Origin of the sequence: Bradyrhizobium sp. HKCCYLRH2047 (genome assembly GCF_051168175.1) — a bacterium.
Taxonomy (GTDB): Bacteria; Pseudomonadota; Alphaproteobacteria; order Rhizobiales; family Xanthobacteraceae; genus Bradyrhizobium.
Map to the genome: position 1 here is coordinate 346,062 of NZ_JBNPUM010000001.1, position 17,817 is coordinate 363,878.

At 66.6% G+C, this 17,817-nt stretch carries 17 protein-coding genes; 5 read left to right on the top strand and 12 right to left on the bottom strand.

Annotated elements, in window-relative coordinates; all coding sequences use genetic code 11:
* Positions 1–23 precede the first annotated feature (23 nt).
* Positions 24–2,669 carry a heavy metal translocating P-type ATPase gene (locus tag ACQR1D_RS01615; protein ID WP_434838722.1) on the bottom strand — a complete coding sequence of 882 codons (2,646 nt, stop codon included), beginning with the start codon at positions 2,667–2,669 and terminating at the stop codon, positions 24–26.
* 46 nt (positions 2,670–2,715) lie between these two features.
* On the opposite strand from ACQR1D_RS01615, the gene ACQR1D_RS01620 reads away from it, so the two are divergent.
* Complete coding sequence (locus ACQR1D_RS01620; protein WP_315805626.1) at positions 2,716–2,991, top strand: metal-sensitive transcriptional regulator; 276 nt, start codon at positions 2,716–2,718, stop codon at positions 2,989–2,991.
* Positions 2,992–3,003: 12 nt separating this feature from the next.
* Here ACQR1D_RS01620 and ACQR1D_RS01625 read toward each other — a convergent pair whose 3' ends face one another.
* A complete protein-coding gene (locus tag ACQR1D_RS01625; RefSeq protein WP_434838721.1) occupies positions 3,004–3,981 on the bottom strand; it encodes a YiiX/YebB-like N1pC/P60 family cysteine hydrolase in 978 nt (325 codons plus the stop codon).
* 194 nt (positions 3,982–4,175) lie between these two features.
* Here ACQR1D_RS01625 and ACQR1D_RS01630 point away from each other — a divergent pair, with 194 nt between their 5' ends.
* Complete coding sequence (locus ACQR1D_RS01630; RefSeq protein WP_434838720.1) at positions 4,176–5,588, top strand: flavin monoamine oxidase family protein; 1,413 nt, start codon at positions 4,176–4,178, stop codon at positions 5,586–5,588.
* Positions 5,589–5,741: 153 nt separating this feature from the next.
* Here the strand turns inward: ACQR1D_RS01630 and ACQR1D_RS01635 are convergent, their stop codons facing one another.
* The 7 genes from ACQR1D_RS01635 to rpmI form a co-directional block, all read right to left on the bottom strand.
* Entirely contained in the window at positions 5,742–6,686 is a 945-nt protein-coding gene (locus ACQR1D_RS01635) for an MBL fold metallo-hydrolase (protein ID WP_434838719.1), read from the bottom strand.
* Positions 6,687–6,719: 33 nt separating this feature from the next.
* Positions 6,720–7,496: a sulfite exporter TauE/SafE family protein gene (locus ACQR1D_RS01640; RefSeq protein WP_434838718.1), complete on the bottom strand. Its 777-nt coding sequence runs from the start codon at positions 7,494–7,496 to the stop codon at positions 6,720–6,722.
* Positions 7,493–9,901: a phenylalanine--tRNA ligase subunit beta gene (pheT, locus tag ACQR1D_RS01645; protein ID WP_434838717.1), complete on the bottom strand. Its 2,409-nt coding sequence runs from the start codon at positions 9,899–9,901 to the stop codon at positions 7,493–7,495. Before pheT ends, ACQR1D_RS01640 begins: the two co-directional genes overlap by 4 nt.
* Positions 9,898–10,395: an endonuclease domain-containing protein gene (locus ACQR1D_RS01650; protein ID WP_315805632.1), complete on the bottom strand. Its 498-nt coding sequence runs from the start codon at positions 10,393–10,395 to the stop codon at positions 9,898–9,900. Before ACQR1D_RS01650 ends, pheT begins: the two co-directional genes overlap by 4 nt.
* Before the next feature lie 155 nt (positions 10,396–10,550).
* Positions 10,551–11,633 carry a phenylalanine--tRNA ligase subunit alpha gene (pheS, locus tag ACQR1D_RS01655; protein ID WP_434838716.1) on the bottom strand — a complete coding sequence of 361 codons (1,083 nt, stop codon included), beginning with the start codon at positions 11,631–11,633 and terminating at the stop codon, positions 10,551–10,553.
* Between the two features lie 154 nt (positions 11,634–11,787).
* Positions 11,788–12,147, bottom strand: coding sequence for a 50S ribosomal protein L20 (gene rplT / locus ACQR1D_RS01660; RefSeq protein ID WP_172113603.1), 360 nt, complete (start codon positions 12,145–12,147; stop codon positions 11,788–11,790).
* 77 nt (positions 12,148–12,224) lie between these two features.
* A complete protein-coding gene (rpmI, locus tag ACQR1D_RS01665; RefSeq protein WP_008539890.1) occupies positions 12,225–12,425 on the bottom strand; it encodes a 50S ribosomal protein L35 in 201 nt (66 codons plus the stop codon).
* A 261-nt stretch (positions 12,426–12,686) separates the two neighbouring features.
* Here rpmI and ACQR1D_RS01670 point away from each other — a divergent pair, with 261 nt between their 5' ends.
* The gene (locus ACQR1D_RS01670; RefSeq protein ID WP_315805634.1) at positions 12,687–13,067 is read left to right on the top strand and encodes a hypothetical protein; all 381 of its coding nucleotides are present in this window, start codon (positions 12,687–12,689) and stop codon (positions 13,065–13,067) included.
* Between the two features lie 94 nt (positions 13,068–13,161).
* On the opposite strand, the gene infC is transcribed toward ACQR1D_RS01670, so the two are convergent.
* Positions 13,162–13,701, bottom strand: coding sequence for a translation initiation factor IF-3 (gene infC, locus ACQR1D_RS01675; protein ID WP_315805664.1), 540 nt, complete (start codon positions 13,699–13,701; stop codon positions 13,162–13,164).
* A 327-nt stretch (positions 13,702–14,028) separates the two neighbouring features.
* Between infC and ACQR1D_RS01680 the strand changes: the two genes are divergently transcribed.
* A complete protein-coding gene (locus ACQR1D_RS01680; protein ID WP_316239380.1) occupies positions 14,029–14,814 on the top strand; it encodes an alpha/beta hydrolase in 786 nt (261 codons plus the stop codon).
* A gap of 11 nt (positions 14,815–14,825) precedes the next feature.
* Here the strand turns inward: ACQR1D_RS01680 and queG are convergent, their stop codons facing one another.
* Positions 14,826–16,010, bottom strand: a complete 1,185-nt coding sequence (queG, locus tag ACQR1D_RS01685; protein ID WP_434838890.1) for a tRNA epoxyqueuosine(34) reductase QueG — start codon at positions 16,008–16,010, stop codon at positions 14,826–14,828.
* Positions 15,959–16,651, bottom strand: coding sequence for a glutathione S-transferase family protein (locus tag ACQR1D_RS01690; RefSeq protein ID WP_316182999.1), 693 nt, complete (start codon positions 16,649–16,651; stop codon positions 15,959–15,961). Before ACQR1D_RS01690 ends, queG begins: the two co-directional genes overlap by 52 nt.
* A gap of 357 nt (positions 16,652–17,008) precedes the next feature.
* On the opposite strand from ACQR1D_RS01690, the gene ACQR1D_RS01695 reads away from it, so the two are divergent.
* Positions 17,009–17,815: an undecaprenyl-diphosphate phosphatase gene (locus tag ACQR1D_RS01695; protein WP_434838715.1), complete on the top strand. Its 807-nt coding sequence runs from the start codon at positions 17,009–17,011 to the stop codon at positions 17,813–17,815.
* Positions 17,816–17,817 lie beyond the last annotated feature (2 nt).

Below are 17,817 nucleotides of genomic sequence, written 5' to 3' on the forward strand. Positions count from 1 at the left end.
TCGGCAAGTCCGCCGGCATTGGATCAGAGGTCGGTCGCCCGCAGCCGCAGCGCGTTGCCGACCACGCTGACCGACGACAGCGACATCGCGGCCGCGGCAATGATCGGCGACAGCAGGATGCCGAACACGGGGTAGAGGATGCCGGCGGCGATCGGGATGCCGGCGGCGTTGTAGATGAACGCGAAGAACAGGTTCTGGCGGATGTTGCGCATCGTCGCCGACGACAGTTTTCGCGCCCGCGCGATGCCGCCGAGATCGCCTTGCAGCAAGGTGACGCCGGCGCTCTCCATCGCCACGTCGGTGCCGGTGCCCATGGCGATGCCGACGTCGGCGGCCGCCAGCGCCGGCGCGTCGTTGACGCCGTCACCGGCCATCGCGACCACCTTGCCGCTGGCGCGCAGCCGCGCCACCACCGCGCTCTTCTGCTCCGGCAGCACCTCGGCCTCGACCTCGGTGATGCCGATTTTTCGCGCCACCGCGGTGGCCGTGGTGCGGTTGTCGCCGGTCAGCATGATCACCTTGATGCCGTCGGCCGCGAGCGCCTTCAGCGCCTCGGGCGTCGAGGCCTTCACGGGGTCGGCGATCGCAAACAGCGCGGCCGGCTTGCCGTCGACGGCCATGGTGATCACGGTGGCGCCCTCTTCGCGCAGCCGCTTGCTCTCGACGCCCAGCGTATCGGTGATGATGCCGAGCGAGGCGAGATAGGTGGCATTGCCGAGCACGATCGCCTTGCCGTCGACCTCGCCGCGCGCGCCCTTGCCGGTCGGCGCGTCGAAACCTTTCACATCGGCCAGATTGAGCTTGCGCTCGGTGGCGTGACGGACGATCGCTTCAGCGAGCGGATGCTCGCTGGCGCGCTCGACGCTGGCGGCGAGCCTGAGCGCTTCGGTCTCGTCGAAGCCATCAGCCGTGACGATGTTGGTCACCTTCGGCTTGCCCTCGGTGAGCGTACCGGTCTTGTCAACGACCAGGGTGTCGACCTTCTCCATCCGCTCCAGCGCCTCGGCGCTCTTGATCAGCACGCCGGCCTGGGCGCCGCGGCCGACCCCGACCATGATCGACATCGGCGTCGCCAGTCCCAGCGCGCAGGGGCAGGCGATGATCAGAACGCTGACGGCTGCGACGAGGCCGAAGGCGAAGCGCGGCTCGGGACCGAAGGCGTACCAGGCGACGAATGCGGTGATTGCGGCCGCGATCACGGTCGGCACGAACCAGCCCGCGACCTGATCGGCGAGGCGCTGGATCGGCGCGCGCGAGCGCTGCGCGTCGGCGACCATCTGCACGATCTGCGACAGCAGGGTCTCGCGTCCGACCTTGTCGGCGCGCATCACGAAGCTGCCGGTCTGGTTCAGGGTGCCCGCGATGACGCGCTCGCCTTCATCCTTGGTGACCGGCATCGACTCGCCGGTGACGAGCGATTCGTCGAGCGACGAGCGACCTTCGAGGATGACGCCGTCGACCGGTACCTTCTCGCCGGGACGGACGCGCAGCCGGTCGCCGACCGCGAGCTCGGCGATCTCCACCTCATGATCGTTGCCCTCGGCGTCGAGCCGCCGCGCCGTCTTCGGCGCCAGCTGCAGCAGCGCCTTGATGGCGCCCGACGTCGCCTCGCGCGCCCGCAGCTCCAGCACCTGGCCGAGCAGCACGAGGACGGTGATGACCGACGCCGCCTCGAAATACACCGCCACCGCGCCGCCATGGCCGCGGAAGGCCGGCGGAAACGCCTGCGGCGCGAAGGTCGCGATGACGCTGTAGACATAGGCGACGCCCGTGCCCATCGCGATCAGGGTGAACATGTTGAGATTGCGGGTCTGGACCGACTGCCAGCCGCGCACGAAGAACGGCCAGCCGGCCCACAGCACGACCGGCGTCGCCAGCGCGAACTGGATCCAGTTCGACAGCACGGGATCGATCAGGCCGTGTCCGCCGACGAGGTGGCCGCCCATCTCCAGCACGACCACGGGAGCTGCCAGCACCGCGCCGATCCAGAATCGCCGCGTCATGTCGGCGAGCTCGGGATTGGGCGCATCGTCGAGGCTGATGACGTCGGGCTCCAGCGCCATGCCGCAGATCGGGCAGGTTCCCGGGCCTTCCTGCCGGATCTCGGGATGCATCGGGCAGGTGTAGATCGTGCCCGCCGGCATCTCCGGCGGCGGCTCGCGCTCGCCGAGATATTTGTCGGGCTCAGCCGCGAATTTGGTGCGGCAGCCGGCCGAGCAGAAATGGAACGTGTGACCCGCGTGCTCGAAGCGATGCTTCGAGGTCGCGGGATCGACGCTCATGCCGCAGACGGGATCGATGACCTTAGCGTCATCGTGCTGGTCCGCGTGATGATCATGGCCGCCACAGCACGACCCGGCGGCCGCGGGCGCGGCCGTCACGAGATATTTGGCGGGATCGGCGGCGAACTTGGCGCGGCAACTCGCGGAGCAGAAATGGAAGGTCTGTCCCTGGTGCTCGAAGCGGTGCTTCGAAGTCGCGGGATCCACCGACATGCCGCAGACCGGATCCGTCACCTTCGCCGCCTCAAGCGCCGGCGCCGCGCCGGCACGATCGCTGCAACAACCGTCCGCGGATGCTTGTTTGTGTCCGGTTTCCGCCGCGCGCGCGTGCGATCCACAGCCGCATCCGCCCTCCGCGCCACCATGCTCGTGTCTGGTTTCCGACATCGCCAAGCCTCTTGAAACCTATACCCTGTAGGGGTATATAAGCCGCATGCGCGAGGACATCAAGACATCCTGTCAGAAACGTTTGAGCCGGATCGAAGGGCAGGTCAGGGGCCTGTCGAAAATGGTCGAGGACAACCGCTACTGCATCGACATCGTGACCCAGATCTCCGCTGTGCGGGCGGCGCTGCGCCGGGTCGAGGAGGAGATCCTGCGCGACCACGTCGCGCATTGCGTCGAGCACGCCATCGCATCCGGCGACAAGGCCGATCAACGGCAGAAGATCGCGGAGTTGATGGATGTGATCAGCCGGTCGGATCGCTGAGGTCAGTCCGGGTCAGACTGCCACCTTGTTGCGGCGTCGTGCGGTCGGACGTGGCGCGACGTTTCGTACCGGCTCGGCGACGAGAAAATGCTCGCTGACCACGAGCCGCTCGCCGAGCTTCGCAACTACTTCCTCAGCCGCAGCCTGCTGCGTCGCTTCTTCGTCAGCCGTCTCAGGAACGAGCGGCGGCGCTGTGATGGCTCCTGGAAACACGGCGAACTCGCCCGCTACCTCCGCGAGCGGCTTCTGCTTGTCGGCCCAATGCAGCGTCGTGTAGTCGAATCCGTTGACGATGGTCGGCTTGACGATCTCGAAATAGGGCGAGATGTCGAAGTCGCGCGGCATATACAGCGACGAATCCCGGATGTGCAGGATCTCGCGCTTGGCGCGCCGCGACGGCGCCCGCGTGATCTTGGGCAGGATCGGATAGCGCACCGCATCGAAGGCCTGCGCGATCAGCGCCGAGCAGATCATCTTGGTCGGATCGCCCGAGCCCAGCGCGATCATGCGCCGCCGCCAGCGTTGCGGAATCGGCATCGGGATCAGATAGCGCATCAGGTCGATGATGTTCTTGGTATCGTAGCCGAAGCCGATGCGGTTGATGGCATAGCGGCAAACCGTGTGCCGGTCCTCATACGTTAGTCCGACCGGGCGGCACACACGGGTGTGGTAGGCGAAATATTTCGACAGCGGCGCCGAGATCACGCCGTCGCCGACATAGGCCTCGACCAGCACGTGCGGCTCCCCATCGGGCTCGACGGCGCCATCGATCGGCCCGACATAGAGCGCGGCATGCGACCAGGTCGACTGCGTGAGGTATTTGATGATGCCGGAAATCCGGCTGTTGCCCTCGACGAGCAGCACGTCGCCGGGCTGGACATCCTTGCGCAGATAGTCCGGATCGCTCGGCGTGAACGGCTCATAGCCCGGGATCTCCTTCTGGAGATAGGCGGCAATCAGCTTGCCGATGTGATCGAGCACGATACCCATAACGCTCCCCGGGCGACCTTGGCCGGTCGCCGGCTTTTTCCCTTCTTCCATGATGGTCGATTGCGGTTGCAATTTGGTTCATAGTCGATGCGTTCTGCACGGTATCACGTTTACCATCCCGGTTGCCGCAGCGCGGCAGATGCGGCAAATTCGGCGGGTATTCGTTTGATTCAAAAGCTTTCGGAAACCATGTCATGAATGTCACGCGCCGCGGCTTCCTCTCCGCTTCCGCGGCGCTGGCCGCGCTGCCTATTGCCGGCCGCGCCGCGCAGGCGGCTGTTCCACGCGAGGCTGACATTGTCGTGATCGGGGCGGGAGCGGCGGGAATCGCCGCGGCCCGTCGGATCGTCGCGGCCAACCGCAAGGTCGTGGTGCTGGAGGCCGCGCCGCAGCCCGGCGGCCGTTGCAGCACGGATACTGCCACCTTCGGCGTGCCGTTCGATCGCGGCGCCCGCTGGCTGCTCAACGCCGACGGCAATCCCATCAGCAGGCTCGCGCGGGGTCTCGGGCTCGATCTCGTCGCGGCCCCCGTCGGGCAGAAGATCCGGGTCGGTCGGCGCAATGCGCGGCCCGGTGAGACCGAGCAGTTCCTGGCGGGGCTGGTGCGCGCCAATCGCGCCATCGACGAGGCGGCGCGCGGCAAGCTCGACACCTCCTGCGCCGCGGCGCTGCCGAAGGATCTGGGCGACTGGACCAGCACCACCGCCTTCGTGCTCGGCGCCAGCGCGACCGGGAAGGATCTCGCCGATCTCTCCGCGATGGACAAGGCGCGTGCGCAGGATCGCAGCGCGCCGCTGGCCTGCCGCCAGGGGCTGGGCACCTTCATCGCCAGGCTCGGCGAAGCGTTGCCGTTGTCGCTGTCGACGCCGGCAACGCGCGTCGTGTGGGCCAACCGCGACGTCGCGGTGGAAACGCCGGCGGGGCGAATCGCGACGCGCGCCGTCATCCTCACGGTGTCGACCAACGTGCTGACATCAGGCGCCATCAAGTTTGCGCCCGAGCTGCCCAAGCGGCAGCTCGACGCCGCCGCCAAGCTCAGCCTCGGCAGCTACGATCACATTGCGCTGATGCTGGCGGGCAATCCGCTCGGCCTGTCGCGGGACGAGGTCATCATCGAGCAGAGCAATTCCAACCGCACGGGTCTGTTGCTGGCCAATATCGGCGGATCGTCGCTCTGCGCCGTCGATGTTGCCGGCGCCTTCGGCCGCGAACTCTCAGCGCAGGGCGAGGCGGCGATGGTCGACTTCGCGAGGGACTGGATCGGCAAGCTGTTTGGAAGCGAGGCCGCCGCGGCGGTGAAATCGTCCGCAGCCACGCGCTGGAACCAGGCGCCGGGCGTGCTCGGCGCGATGTCGGCGGCCACGCCCGGCAGCCAGGGGGCGCGCAAGATCCTCGGCGAACCCCTCGGTCCGCTTTTCCTGGCGGGCGAGGCGACGCACGAAACGCTGTGGGGCACGGTCGACGGCGCCTGGGACTCCGGCGAACGCGCCGCCGAAGCCGCGCTGCGCCGGATCGGCGCGCTGAAGGATCCCGAGCCGGAGCCGAGCAGTGAGCGGCAACGGCCGCGCCGCCGCGGCAAGGTACGCTCGGCCTCGCCGGAGGATTGAAGTAGGACCGTAGGGTGGGCAAAGGCGCAGCCGTGCTATCACCACATTCGAAAATCGTCGTGGCGCCGTGCCCACCATTTTGCTGATGAGTTCGCGGGTGGATGGTGGGCACGCTGCCGCCTTGCGGCGGCCGCTTTGCCCACCCTACGCGGGCTACACCGGCAGCTTCAGCTCCATCAAATCCTTCGCCACGATGATCCGGCCCGTGTAGTTCTTCTTCACGTCGCGCGTCCAGTCGTCGTCGGTGACCTCCGGATCATCACCGGGCACGAAGTGGCTGAGCGCCAGCACCTTCACGCCTGCCGCCGCAGCGATACGCCCGACGTCCTCGGTCGTCGTGTGGCTGTCGAGCAGGTGCTTCTTCAGCGTCGAGCCGTTCTTCGTTTTCGCGACCAAGCGATCGACCGCCGGCACATACAGGCATTCGTGCACCAGCACGTCGGCGCCCCTGGCGAACTCGGCGAGCTTCGGATTGTAGGCGGTGTCGCTCGAGAACACGATCGTGCCGTTCGGGGTCTCGAACTTGTAGGCGAAGTTGTCGGTGATCGGCGGATGCGGCGTGCGGAACGCGGTCACCGTCACATCCGCCGTCTTCAGCACGACGCCGTCCGCGTCGATGTCCTTCGCGACCAGGAGCGGCCGAGGATCGGGCCTGCCTTCATCTGCGATGCGGGTGTCGACGTCGAACTTGTTGGTTTCCCAGAAACTCCTGGTCATCGCCTCCAGGCCCTTCGGTCCGAACGACTGGATTGGCGTCGACAATCCTGCGGCCCAGGCGTTGTAGAACAGGTTGCCGTATTCGAGATTGTGATCGGAATGGTGATGGCTGATCAGGATGTACTTGACCGACGGGATCGGAACGCCCGCATTGACGAGCTGACGGCTGACGCCCATGCCGCAATCGATCACGAACGGCGTGCCGTTGACGACGACGAGATTGGCCGGATTCGAAGCGCCCACGCCGACGCGTGGGCCGCCCTTGGTGCCGAGGAAGACGATCCGCGTGCCGGTCTTGGCGCCTTGCGCGAACACCGAGCGCGCTGCGACAGCTCCGGCTGTGCCCAGCGCGAGCGACAACATCGTGCGGCGATTGATCATGGTGTCCTCCCGGTCGGTCTCGTTGCGGGGAGGCTAGCCTCGCCCGAGCACGCCGTCGAGGGCCGGCAGGCCGGCGATGACGGCAATTGCGATCAGCACATAGCAGATGGCGCGGAACACCTGCTCGCTGGCGCGGCCGAACAGCGAAGCGCCGAACGCAACGCCAAGCGCGTAGACCGGCCCGATCAGCAGCGAGAGCTTCAGCGAATCCCAGGAGATCAGCCCGCTCATTGCGTAGCTCACCATCGCGAAGAAGTCCGATGCGCCGAAGAACAGCACGATGTTCGCTCGCGCGATCTTCGGCGGGATCGGGCGTCCCAGCCAGTAGCCGACGATCGGCGGGCCCCCGGTCTGCGCCAGTCCGCTGCAAAATCCGGAGATACAGCCGACAGCGACCGACAGTGCGGTGTACTCCCTGCCGCGATAGCGCCAGCCGGACAGCAGCAGCGCAAGCAGCGCGAGCACGAAACCGGTGATGATCCAGCGGACGGTGACCGGGTCCAGCCGGCTGAGGAAATAGGTGCCCACGGGCACGCCGACCAACGCGCCCGTAACGATCACCGCGGTGGCCTTACGGTCGGCCTCGCGCCAGGCCGGCGCCACCATCGGGGCCATCGAGACGAAATCGATCACCAGCAGCAGCGGCGCGACCAGACGGGGCGTCGCAAAGCTGCTCGCGAGCGGCATGAAGATCAGCGCCGAGCCGAAGCCGGAGAAGCCGCGCGCGGTCGCAGCGATAAAGGCCGTGATCGCCAGCGCGACCGTCGCGAAGGAGCTGAGGTCGGCAGGGATGAGCCCGGACAGGCTCATCCGCGCAACGTTCCGCCGGTCTTCTTGGCGACGTCGGCGGTGATCTTCGCCGCGACGGCGTCGATTTCCTCGTCGGTCATGGTCTTGTCGCGTGGCTGCAGGGTCACGGCGATCGCGACCGATTTCCTGCCGTCCTCGATGCCCTTGCCCTCGTAGACGTCGAACACGGTGACATCGGTGATCAGCTTCTTGTCGACGCCCTGTGCGGCGCGCACGATGTCGCCGGCCTTGACCTTGCGGTCGACGATGAAGGCGAAGTCGCGCGACACCGGCTGGAACGCCGAGAGCTCCAGGACCGGCTTGGCGCGCGTCGGTTTCGCCTTGGCGGCCGGAATGCGATCGAGGATGACCTCGAAGGCGACGAGCGGGCCGTCGGCTTTGAGCGTCTCCAACGTGCGCGGATGCAGCTCGCCGAAATGCCCGAGCACGTTCTGCGGTCCCATCTGGATGGTGCCGGAGCGACCCGGATGCATCCAGGCCGGACCGCCGGCAACGATCTGCAGCGACGCCATCGGCGCGCCGGCCGCCGCCAGCACGGCGAGCGCATCGGCCTTGGCGTCGTAGGCACTGGCCGGCTGCGATCCTGTCCAATGCCGGCCGAGTCCCTTCGCCGAGGCGATGCCACGGCGGATGCCGCTCGCGGCCACGAACTGATCCGTCGGGCCGTCGTCCTTGAAGACCTGCCCGACCTCGAAGATCGCGGCATCGCCGAAGCCGCGATCGGCGTTGGCCTGCACAGTCGCGATCAGGCCCGGCAAAAGGCTCGGGCGCATGTCCGAGAGATCGGCCGCGATCGGATTGGCGAGTGCGAGTTGGGCCTTGCCGCCGCCGAACAATTCGGCGGCCGGCTTCGAGATGAATGACCACGTCACGGCTTCGACCATGCCGCGTGCCGCCAACGCGCGCTTGGCGCGCCGCGTGCGCAATTGCAGCGGCGTCAGAACCGGCTTGCGCGGCGCATCGCCGCGCTCGAACGGCGTCATCGGCACCTTGTCGACGCCGACGATGCGCACGATTTCCTCGACGATGTCAGCCTTGCCGTGGACGTCGCTGCGCCAGGACGGCACCGCGACCTTCACGACCGGGCCATTGCCTGCGACCACGAAGCCGAGATGCGTCAGGATCCGCCGCATCTCGGTCAGTGGCACCTCGATGCCCGCCAGCCGCTTCACCTCGGTGAGCGGGAAGTCGACGATGCGGTCATCGCCGAAGGGATTGCCGACGACGAGGGTTTCCGATGGCGTCCCGCCGCACAGGTCGAGCACCAGCCTGGTCGCCATCTCCAGGCCCGGCACCATGAAGGCCGGATCGACGCCGCGCTCGAAGCGGTAGCGCGCATCGGAGTTGATGCCGAGCTTGCGGCCGGTCTGGGCGATGTTGATCTCGTTCCACAGCGCCGATTCGATCAGCACGTCGGTGGTGTCTTCATCGCAGCCCGACGCCTCGCCGCCCATGATGCCGGCGAGCGATTCGACAGCGGCGTCATCGGCGATGACGCACATCGAATCGTCGAGCGTGTAGGTACGGCCGTCCAGCGCCAGCAGCGTCTCACCGTCGCGGGCGCAGCGGACGACCAGGTTGCCCTTGACCTTCTTGGCATCGAACACGTGCAGCGGACGCGCGCGGTCGAATGTCATGTAGTTGGTGATGTCGACGAGCGCGTTGATCGGGCGCAGGCCGATCGAGGTCAGGCGCTGCTGCAGCCATTTCGGCGACGGGCCGTTCTTGACGCCGCGCACCAGCCGCAGCGCGAAGCCGGGACACAGCTTCTCGTCTTCGAGCACGACTGTCACGGGACAGGGGAATTCGCCCTTCATCGGCTTGATGCCGGGGTCTTTCAGCTTGCCCATGTCGGCGGCAGCGAGGTCGCGTGCGATGCCGTGCACGCCGGTGCAGTCCTGGCGGTTCGGCGTCAGATTGATCTCGAACTGGGGATCGCCGAGCCCGGCCCATTCGGCATAGGGGGTGCCGATCGGCGCATCCGCCGGCAGCTCCATGATGCCGTCGTGATCGTCGGAGATCTCAAGCTCGGCCGCCGAGCACAGCATGCCGCGGCTCTCGACACCTCTGATCGTGCCGACCGAGAGCGTGATGTTCTTGCCGGGGATGTAGGTGCCGGGCGGCGAGAACACCGACACCAGCCCCGCGCGCGCATTCGGCGCGCCGCAGACCACCTGCACCGGCGCGCCACCGTCACCGGTGTCGACCATGCAGACGCGCAGCCGGTCGGCGTTCGGGTGCTGCTCGGCGGAGACGACGCGCGCAATCCTATACGGCGCGAGCAGCTTCGCCTTGTCCTCGAGATGCTCGACCTCGAGGCCGATCATCGTGAGCTTGTCGGCGATTGTCTCGACCGACTCATCGGTGTCGAGATGGTCCTTCAGCCAGGACAGCGTGAATTTCATGGCTGCATGCCTCGGATCTTGCTGGTGTTTGTATCGTGAGTGTGGTCGTGTTCGCTGTCTTGGTCGCTTGCGACGCTCTCTCCGCTCCCTCCCCCCTTGTGGGGGAGGGGTGGGGAGGGGGGTAAGCCGCGGGCGCGGTCGGCAATGGCTTGGCGGATTGCCGCAACAACACCTTCCAGATTCGAGGTCACCTGCTCATTAGTGAAGCGGAGGACCTCGAAGCCTTCGGCTGCGAAGAAGGCGTCACGCTCGGCGTCTCTTGCCTGCCGTTCGGTGAAATCGTGCGACTCGCCATCGAGCTCGATCACGAGCTTGGCCGAGAAGCAGGCGAAGTCTGCGATGTAGTTGCGAAATGGCACCTGGCGGCGAAAGCTGGCGCCGTCAATTCGGTCGGCCTTGATGTAGCGCCACAGCAGCGTCTCGGCGCGCGTCATCGCCTGGCGAAGTTGCTTCGCTCGGTTGCGCTGGCGGTTGCTGACAACGGCGTGCGGCATCCTGGGCTACCCCCCTCCCTGACCCTCCCCCACAAGGGGGGAGGGAACGGAGAGACCGATGGTTGTCGAAGTAAGAGCGCGCAGATCCCAGCCCTCCCCCGCAAGCGGGAGAGGGAGTCCTAGCGTTTGCTGGGAAACATTGGGGCCGACAATCGTCACGTGCTCAATCCCCCGGCCAGCGTCGGCACCTCCAGCGGCTTGAAGCCGTAGTGCGACAGCCAGCGGACGTCGCCTTCGAACAGTTGGCGGAGGTCGCTCATGCCGTATTTCAGCATCGCGATGCGGTCGATGCCCATGCCCCAGGCGAAGCCCTGGTACTCGTCGGGATCGATGCCGCAGGCGCGCAGGACGTTCGGATGCACCATGCCGCAGCCGAGAATCTCCAGCCAGTCCTCGCCCTCGCCGAAGCGGATCTCGCCCTTGTCGCGGCGGCACTGGATGTCGACCTCGAGCGACGGCTCGGTGAACGGGAAGAACGACGGCCGGAACTTCATGTTGATGTGGTCGACCTCGAAGAACGCCTTGCAGAACTCGTGCAGGATCCATTTGAGGTGGCCGAGATGCGAGCCCTTGTCGATGACGAGGCCCTCGACCTGGTGGAATTGCGGCGTGTGGGTCGCGTCCGAATCGATGCGGTAGGTGCGGCCCGGGCAGATGACGCGGATCGGCGGCTTCTGGCTCAGCATGGTGCGCACCTGCACCGGCGAGGTGTGGGTGCGCAACAGCATGCGCGAGCCGTCCGGCTTCGGATTGAAGAAGAACGTGTCGTGCATCTCGCGTGCGGGGTGGCCTTCCGGGAAGTTCAGCTTGGTGAAGTTGTAGTCGTCGGTCTCGACATCGGGGCCTTCCGCGATCGAGAAGCCCATGTCGGCGAAGATCGTGGTCAGCTCGTCCATCACCTGGCTGAGCGGATGGATGCGGCCGGTCTCGGCCGGCGAATCCTGCAGCGGCAGCGTGACGTCGATGGTCTCGGCCGCGAGCCTCGCGTCGAGCGCCGCGGCCTTGAGCACCTCGCGGCGCGCGGTCAGCGCCTGCGTGACCTTGTCCTTGGCGAGGTTGATCGCCGCGCCTTGCGTCTTGCGCTCGTCCGGCGACATCTTGCCGAGCGTCGCCAGCAGCGCCGAGATCGAGCCCTTCTTGCCGAGCGCCGAGACGCGGACGGCTTCCAGTGCGGCTTCATCGCCGGCGGCGGCGATCTGGTCGAGGATCGAGGTTTCGAGCGTAGCGAGGTCGGACACGGTCAAAATCTCCGCGGAATAAAAGGCGGCTGGTTGTCGCCGTGCGGGCGACACGGGTCAAGCGAAAGCAGGCAAGCAATCGGCATGTCGCCGGATAGCAAAAAGCGGCCGAGAGCATCGGCCGCTTTTGAAACCCTCACGATGCGCTGGGCGATCAGGCGGCGAGCGCCGCCTTGGCCTTCACAACGATCGCCTCGAACGCGGCGGGCTCGTTGATCGCGAGATCCGACAGCACCTTGCGGTCGACGGTGATGCCGGACTTGGACAGGCCGTCGATAAATCGGCTGTAGGTGAGCTCGAACGGGCGCACGGCGGCGTTCAGGCGCTGGATCCAGAGCGCGCGGAAGGTGCGCTTCTTGCGCTTGCGATCGCGGAACGCATACTGGCCGGCCTTTTCGACGGCCTGCTTGGCGGTGCGGATCGTGTTCTTGCGGCGGCCGTAATAGCCCTTGGCGGCCTTGAAGACTTTCTTGTGCTTGGCGTGGGCGGTCACACCGCGTTTGACGCGAGACATGCCGGAAATCCTTGGATTCAGAGATGACGATCAGCCGCGGCTTTGAGGCGGCCAGGGGTTCGGAAGCGAGAGGCCGGTCAGGCGTTCGGCAAGAAGTACTTCTTGACGTTGTCGCCGTCGGTCTTGAACAGCACGCGGGTGCCGCGCAGCTGCCGGATCTGCTTCTTCGTCCGCTTGATCATGCCGTGGCGCTTGCCGCGCTGGGCGTGCATCACTTTGCCGGTGGCAGTCACCTTGAAGCGCTTTTTGGCGCCGGATTTGGTCTTCAGCTTGGGCATTTGGCTCTCCTTGATGCCAACGGCAAGCCGCCCGCAAAAGCGGCGCCATCCGGCGAAAATGCTCGTTAGAGCGTTGGTTGTGCTCAGGTTTCGGGTCCAAACGAGGATCCACCCGCACAGAAACATCGCCACGGCAGCCCTTGATCAGCCGGGCGACGAAGGCCGCGCTTATGCCAGAGACAAAGCCAGTTGGCAACGTCGAACCACGGAATCGGCTATTCCGACCCATGATCAGCCGACCATGACAGTCGAGGATCGACCATGACCCGCCTCATTCGCCGCGCCATCTCCGCCGCCCTTACGACCGCGCTGCTGACGGGCCTCGCAGGCCTGCCGGCGAGGCCTGCGCACGCTGCCGGCTTCGATGGCGCCTGGACCGTGCTGATCATTACCGAGGCCGGCAGTTGCGACCAGGGCTACAGCTTCCCGATCCGGATCAGCAGGGGCCGGGTCCTCTCGAACAGCACCGCCAACATCACCGGCTCGGTTGGCCGCGGCGGCGCCGTCACCGTGCGGGTATCCCAGGGTGGCGCCTCGGCCAGTGGCACCGGCCGGCTCGGCGCCACCTCAGGTTTCGGTCGCTGGAGCGGCAAAGGCTCGTCCGGAACCTGCCGGGGGCGGTGGCAGGCGACGCGGTCCTGACCCCGGCCCGCAAGAGCGGTCCTGGCGGGCGCCCTCAAGAGAAAAGCCCGCCAAACGCGTGGCGGGCCCGGCTTCGGGTGTCGGTGTGCTGGACCTAGCGCGGCGCCAGAACCATGACCACCTGACGGCCCTCGAACCTGGCGTCCTGCTCGACCTTGGCGAACGCTGCGACGTCGGATTTCACCTTGTCGAGCAGCTTGGTGCCGATCTCCTGGTGCGCCATTTCGCGGCCGCGATAGCGCAGCGTGATCTTGACCTTGTCGCCCTCTTCGAAGAACCGCTGCATCGCGCGCATCTTCACGTCGTAGTCGTGGTCGTCGATCATCGGGCGGAGCTTGATCTCCTTGATCTCAACGACCTTCTGCTTCTTGCGGGCCTCGGCGGCCTTCTTCTGCGCCGAATATTTGTACTTCCCGTAGTCCATGATCTTACAGACGGGAGGCGTGTTGTTCGGCGAAATCTCGACCAGATCCATGCCGGCGTCAGCGGCCATCTTGATCGCGACAACGGTCTCGACGACACCACGGTTGGTGCCTTCGGCATCGATCAGCTGGATCTGCGCATTGCGAATCTCATCATTGGTGCGCGGCCCGTCTTTGACGGCAGCGGGCGGGGCTCGATTGGGGCGGCGAATGGGTAGTTCTCCAAGGTTGTGGAAGAAGGCGGCTAGTTTGAAGGAAGATGCTTTCGCGGGCAAGGTCGCAACTGTCCGGTGCGTCGAAATTCCGCCCGGCCGTCGCGGCTCCTGCGACGCATGCGCGAGACTCGTGCGTCGATGCATTCCCCCAAGGAAGCCACACGGCCGAGAATTGCGATCAAACTCGCGCTTTTTCGGGCCCTCGTGGTTCCGCCGGGGGACATAGAGTGCGCCGCGCGCTTTCGCAAGCGGCAGCGTCAAGCTTGGCCGATTGACGGAAACGGCCGGTTCGCCCACACAACACCCGACAGCGAGTAACGATCCATGAACCCTGCTGCAGAGAATGCCGATCCGCCTGTCTTCATCACCGTCGGCGCGGGCGAATCGTCGCGCCGGATCGCGGTGCGGGCGCGGCCAGGCCATCCGCCCGGGCTGTTCTGGCTCGGTGGCTTCAATTCCGACATGAAAGGCACCAAGGCACTGGCCCTCGATGCCTGGGCCGCCGGGCGCGGCCGCGCCTGCGTCCGCTTCGACTATTCCGGGCACGGCGAATCCGGCGGACGCTTCGTCGACGGCACGATCAGCCGCTGGCTCGAGGAGAGCGTTGCCGTGTTCCGGCAATTCTGCCGCGGACCGCAGGTCGTGGTCGGCTCCTCGATGGGCGGCTGGATGGCGCTGCTGCTGGCGCGCGCGCTGCTCGATGAGCCGGCCGAAGCGACGCTGGCGGGCCTGGTCCTGATCGCCCCGGCGCCCGATTTCACCGAGGAGCTGATGTGGAAGGGCTTCTCGCCGGCGGTCCGGACCGAGATCGAGACCAACGGCGTCTGGATGCGCCCGTCGGAGTACGGCGAGCCCTATCCCATCACCAGGGCGCTGATCGAGGACGGGCGTCATCATCTCCTGCTCGGCGGTGCCATCAAGATCGGCTGCCCGGTGCGCATCCTGCAGGGCGCGCAGGACCCGGACGTCCCCTGGCAGCATGCGTTCGCGCTGACCCACCGCCTGCCCGCCGAAGACGTGGTGCTGACCATGATCCAGGACGGCGACCACCGGCTGTCGCGTCCGCAGGACATCGCGCGCATGCTGGCCGCCGTTGGCGAGATGGGCTGAGGCGGCCTGCTTCAGCATCGGACTTGCCATTCCGCGCGGACGCTCTCGGCGGCCTCGGTCGCCAGCGCAATCGTCGCACGTTGGGCAAAAGCCCCCGGGTCGAGCAGTTGCGCCAAGGCCCAGGCGGCGGCACCGCGCACCAGCGGACTCGGATCGGTGGCCAGCCGCTCGGCGGACGGCGTCAGCGCCACATCGCCGGAGTTGCCGATCGCGATCAGCACGTTGCGCAGGAAGCGGTCGCGGCCGATGCGCTTGATCGGCGATTTCGCGAACAGCGCGCGGAACGCGGCATCGTCGAGCGCGGCCAGCTTCGCCAGTGAAGGCGCGCGCAACGCGTCGCGCGCCGCCAGCTTCGCCTCGCGTCCAGCCTGCGCGAACTTGTTCCACGGACAGGCGGCGAGGCAGTCATCGCAGCCGTAGATGCGATTGCCCATGGCCTTGCGGAACTCGCGCGGGATCGGCCCCTTGTTCTCGATCGTCAGATAGGAGATGCAGCGCCGTGCATCGAGGCTGTAGGGGGCCGGGAAGGCCGCGGTCGGGCAACTGTCGAGGCAGGCCCGGCAGGAGCCGCAATGATCGAGCTCCGGCGCATCCGGCGGCAGGTCCAGCGTGGTGTAGATGGCGCCGAGGAACAGCCAGGAGCCGAAGCCTGATGACACCAGGTTGGTGTGCTTGCCCTGCCAGCCGAGCCCGGCCGCTTCGGCCAGCGGCTTCTCCATGACGGCCGCGGTGTCGACGAACACCTTCACGTCACAGCCGGCCTGCGCGACCAGCCAGCGCGCGAGCGTCTTGAGGTTCTTCTTGATGACGTCGTGATAGTCGTCGCCGCGGGCATAGACCGAGATCGCAGCATTGCTGCGCTGGGACAGCACCGCGCGCGGGTCCTCGTCGGGGCCGTAATTGACGCCCAGCATGATGATGCTGCGGACCTCGCTCCACAGCGTTGTGGGATCGGTGCGGCGGGACGGCTCGCGCGCCAGCCAGTCCATGTCGCCGTGCTGGCCGGCGGCGAGGAAGCGTTCGAACGCGGCGGCCCGCTCGGCGCTCACGACCGGGGCGGTGAGACCGATGACATCGAAGCCCAGCCGCTGCGCCTCGGCGGCCAGCGCCGCCTTCAACGTCTCCGGCGTGGGCCTATCGGCGCTCAGAAGTCCAGATCCACATAGGTGCGCGACGCCGGCACGCCGGCCAGCCAGTCGCTCAGCAGCGGCCGGAACGACGGCCGCGACTTCACCCGCGCGTACCACGCCTTCGCGGCGTCGTCCTCGATCCATGGCACGTCGCCCAGATAGTCGATCGCCGACAGATGCGCGGCGGCGGCCAAATCAGCATAGGTCAGGCGGTCGCCGGCCAGGAAATTGCGCCGCTGCGCGAGCCAGCCGATATAGGCGAGATGATAGCGCACATTGGTCTTGGCGGCGCGAATCACGTCGGTCGACGGCGGCCCGCCGCCATCCTCCTCGCTCATGAAGCGCTTGTAGATGCGCTCGGTGACCAAGAGGTTCGAGGCCTCCTCGAAGAACTTGGTGTTGAACCAGTCCATCAGCCGGCGCACCTCGATGCGCTCGGCCGCCGTGCCCGGCATCAGCCGGCGATCGCCCATCTCAAGCCCGCAGGTCTCATCGATGAATTCGGCGATCACGCCGACACCGGGCACCGGCGGCAGGCCTTCGACCGACAGCACCGGCGTGGTGGCCGCGGGATTGAGCACGAGAAACGCCTCGCGGCGCTCCCAGGCGCGTTCCTCCACCAGGCGCAGATCGAGCCCGTATTCGCCGAGCACCAGCCGGACGAAGCGTGAATGCGGGCAGAAGGGATGGTGGAAGAGCGTGTACATGGAGCCTTTCGACGATTCCGCGGCTGCGGCGCTTAACGAACAATCAACCATCGGTTCGCACCGATGCCTCGTCCCGATACCGGCGCGCGGTTGCGCTCGCGAATCGGACCATTAGCGCATGGTCGGCGAAAGTGTAAGCAGTAGGGCGACGGGTCAGCATGCGGGAAACGACGTTCGGGGAACACGCGTCGGTGAGCTGGATCGGCCCTCCGGACCCGTCGCGTTCTGATTCGTAAGCTGCGCTCACGCGCCGGTTCATTCATCCGATAGGACCGCCCATGCCGTTTTTTGCAATTGCGGGCGGGGGCCGAATAGGCGAGAAGGGCGGCGTTTTGCCGGCAATCCAGGATCCGATCCATGATGTCAGATACGCTGCGGGCGGTGCTTCTCGGCATCATCGAGGGCGTCACCGAGTTTCTTCCGGTATCCTCGACCGGCCATCTCTTGCTGGCGGAGCGCTTCTTCGGGCTCGGTGACGAGGGGTTCTGGAAGAGTTTCGCGATCCTGATCCAGCTCGGCGCCATCCTCGCCATCGTCGCGCTGTACTTCTTCAAGCTCACCCGCGTCGCGATCGGCGCGCTGACGAACCCTGACGACCGCCGCTTCATCATCGGCGTGCTGGTCGCCTTCCTGCCCGCGGTCGTTGTCGGCCTCATCGCCGGCAAGTACATCAAGGCGCTCCTGTTCGATCCCTGGGTGGTGTGCTTCTCGCTGATCGTCGGCGGCGCCATCCTGCTGTGGGTCGATCAGATCGATCTCAAGCCGCGGGAGCACGACGCCACGCGCTATCCGCTGATGATGTATCTGTGGATCGGCGTCGCGCAGTGCCTGGCGATGATCCCCGGCGTGTCGCGCTCCGGCGCCACCATCGTGGCGGCGATGCTGCTCGGCGGCGACAAGCGCTCGGCGGCGGAATTCTCCTTCTTCCTGGCGATCCCGACCATGGTCGGCGCCTTCGTCTACGACTTCTACAAGAGCAGCGCCGAGATGACGTCCGATCACCTCGGCCTGATCGCGATCGGCTTCGTCGTGTCCTTCATCACCGCGATGATCGTGGTGAAGGCGTTCCTCGGCTACGTCACCCGCCATGGCTTCGTGCTGTTCGCCTGGTGGCGCGTCATCGTCGGCACGATCGGCCTGATCGCGCTGGCCCTCGGCAAGTAAGT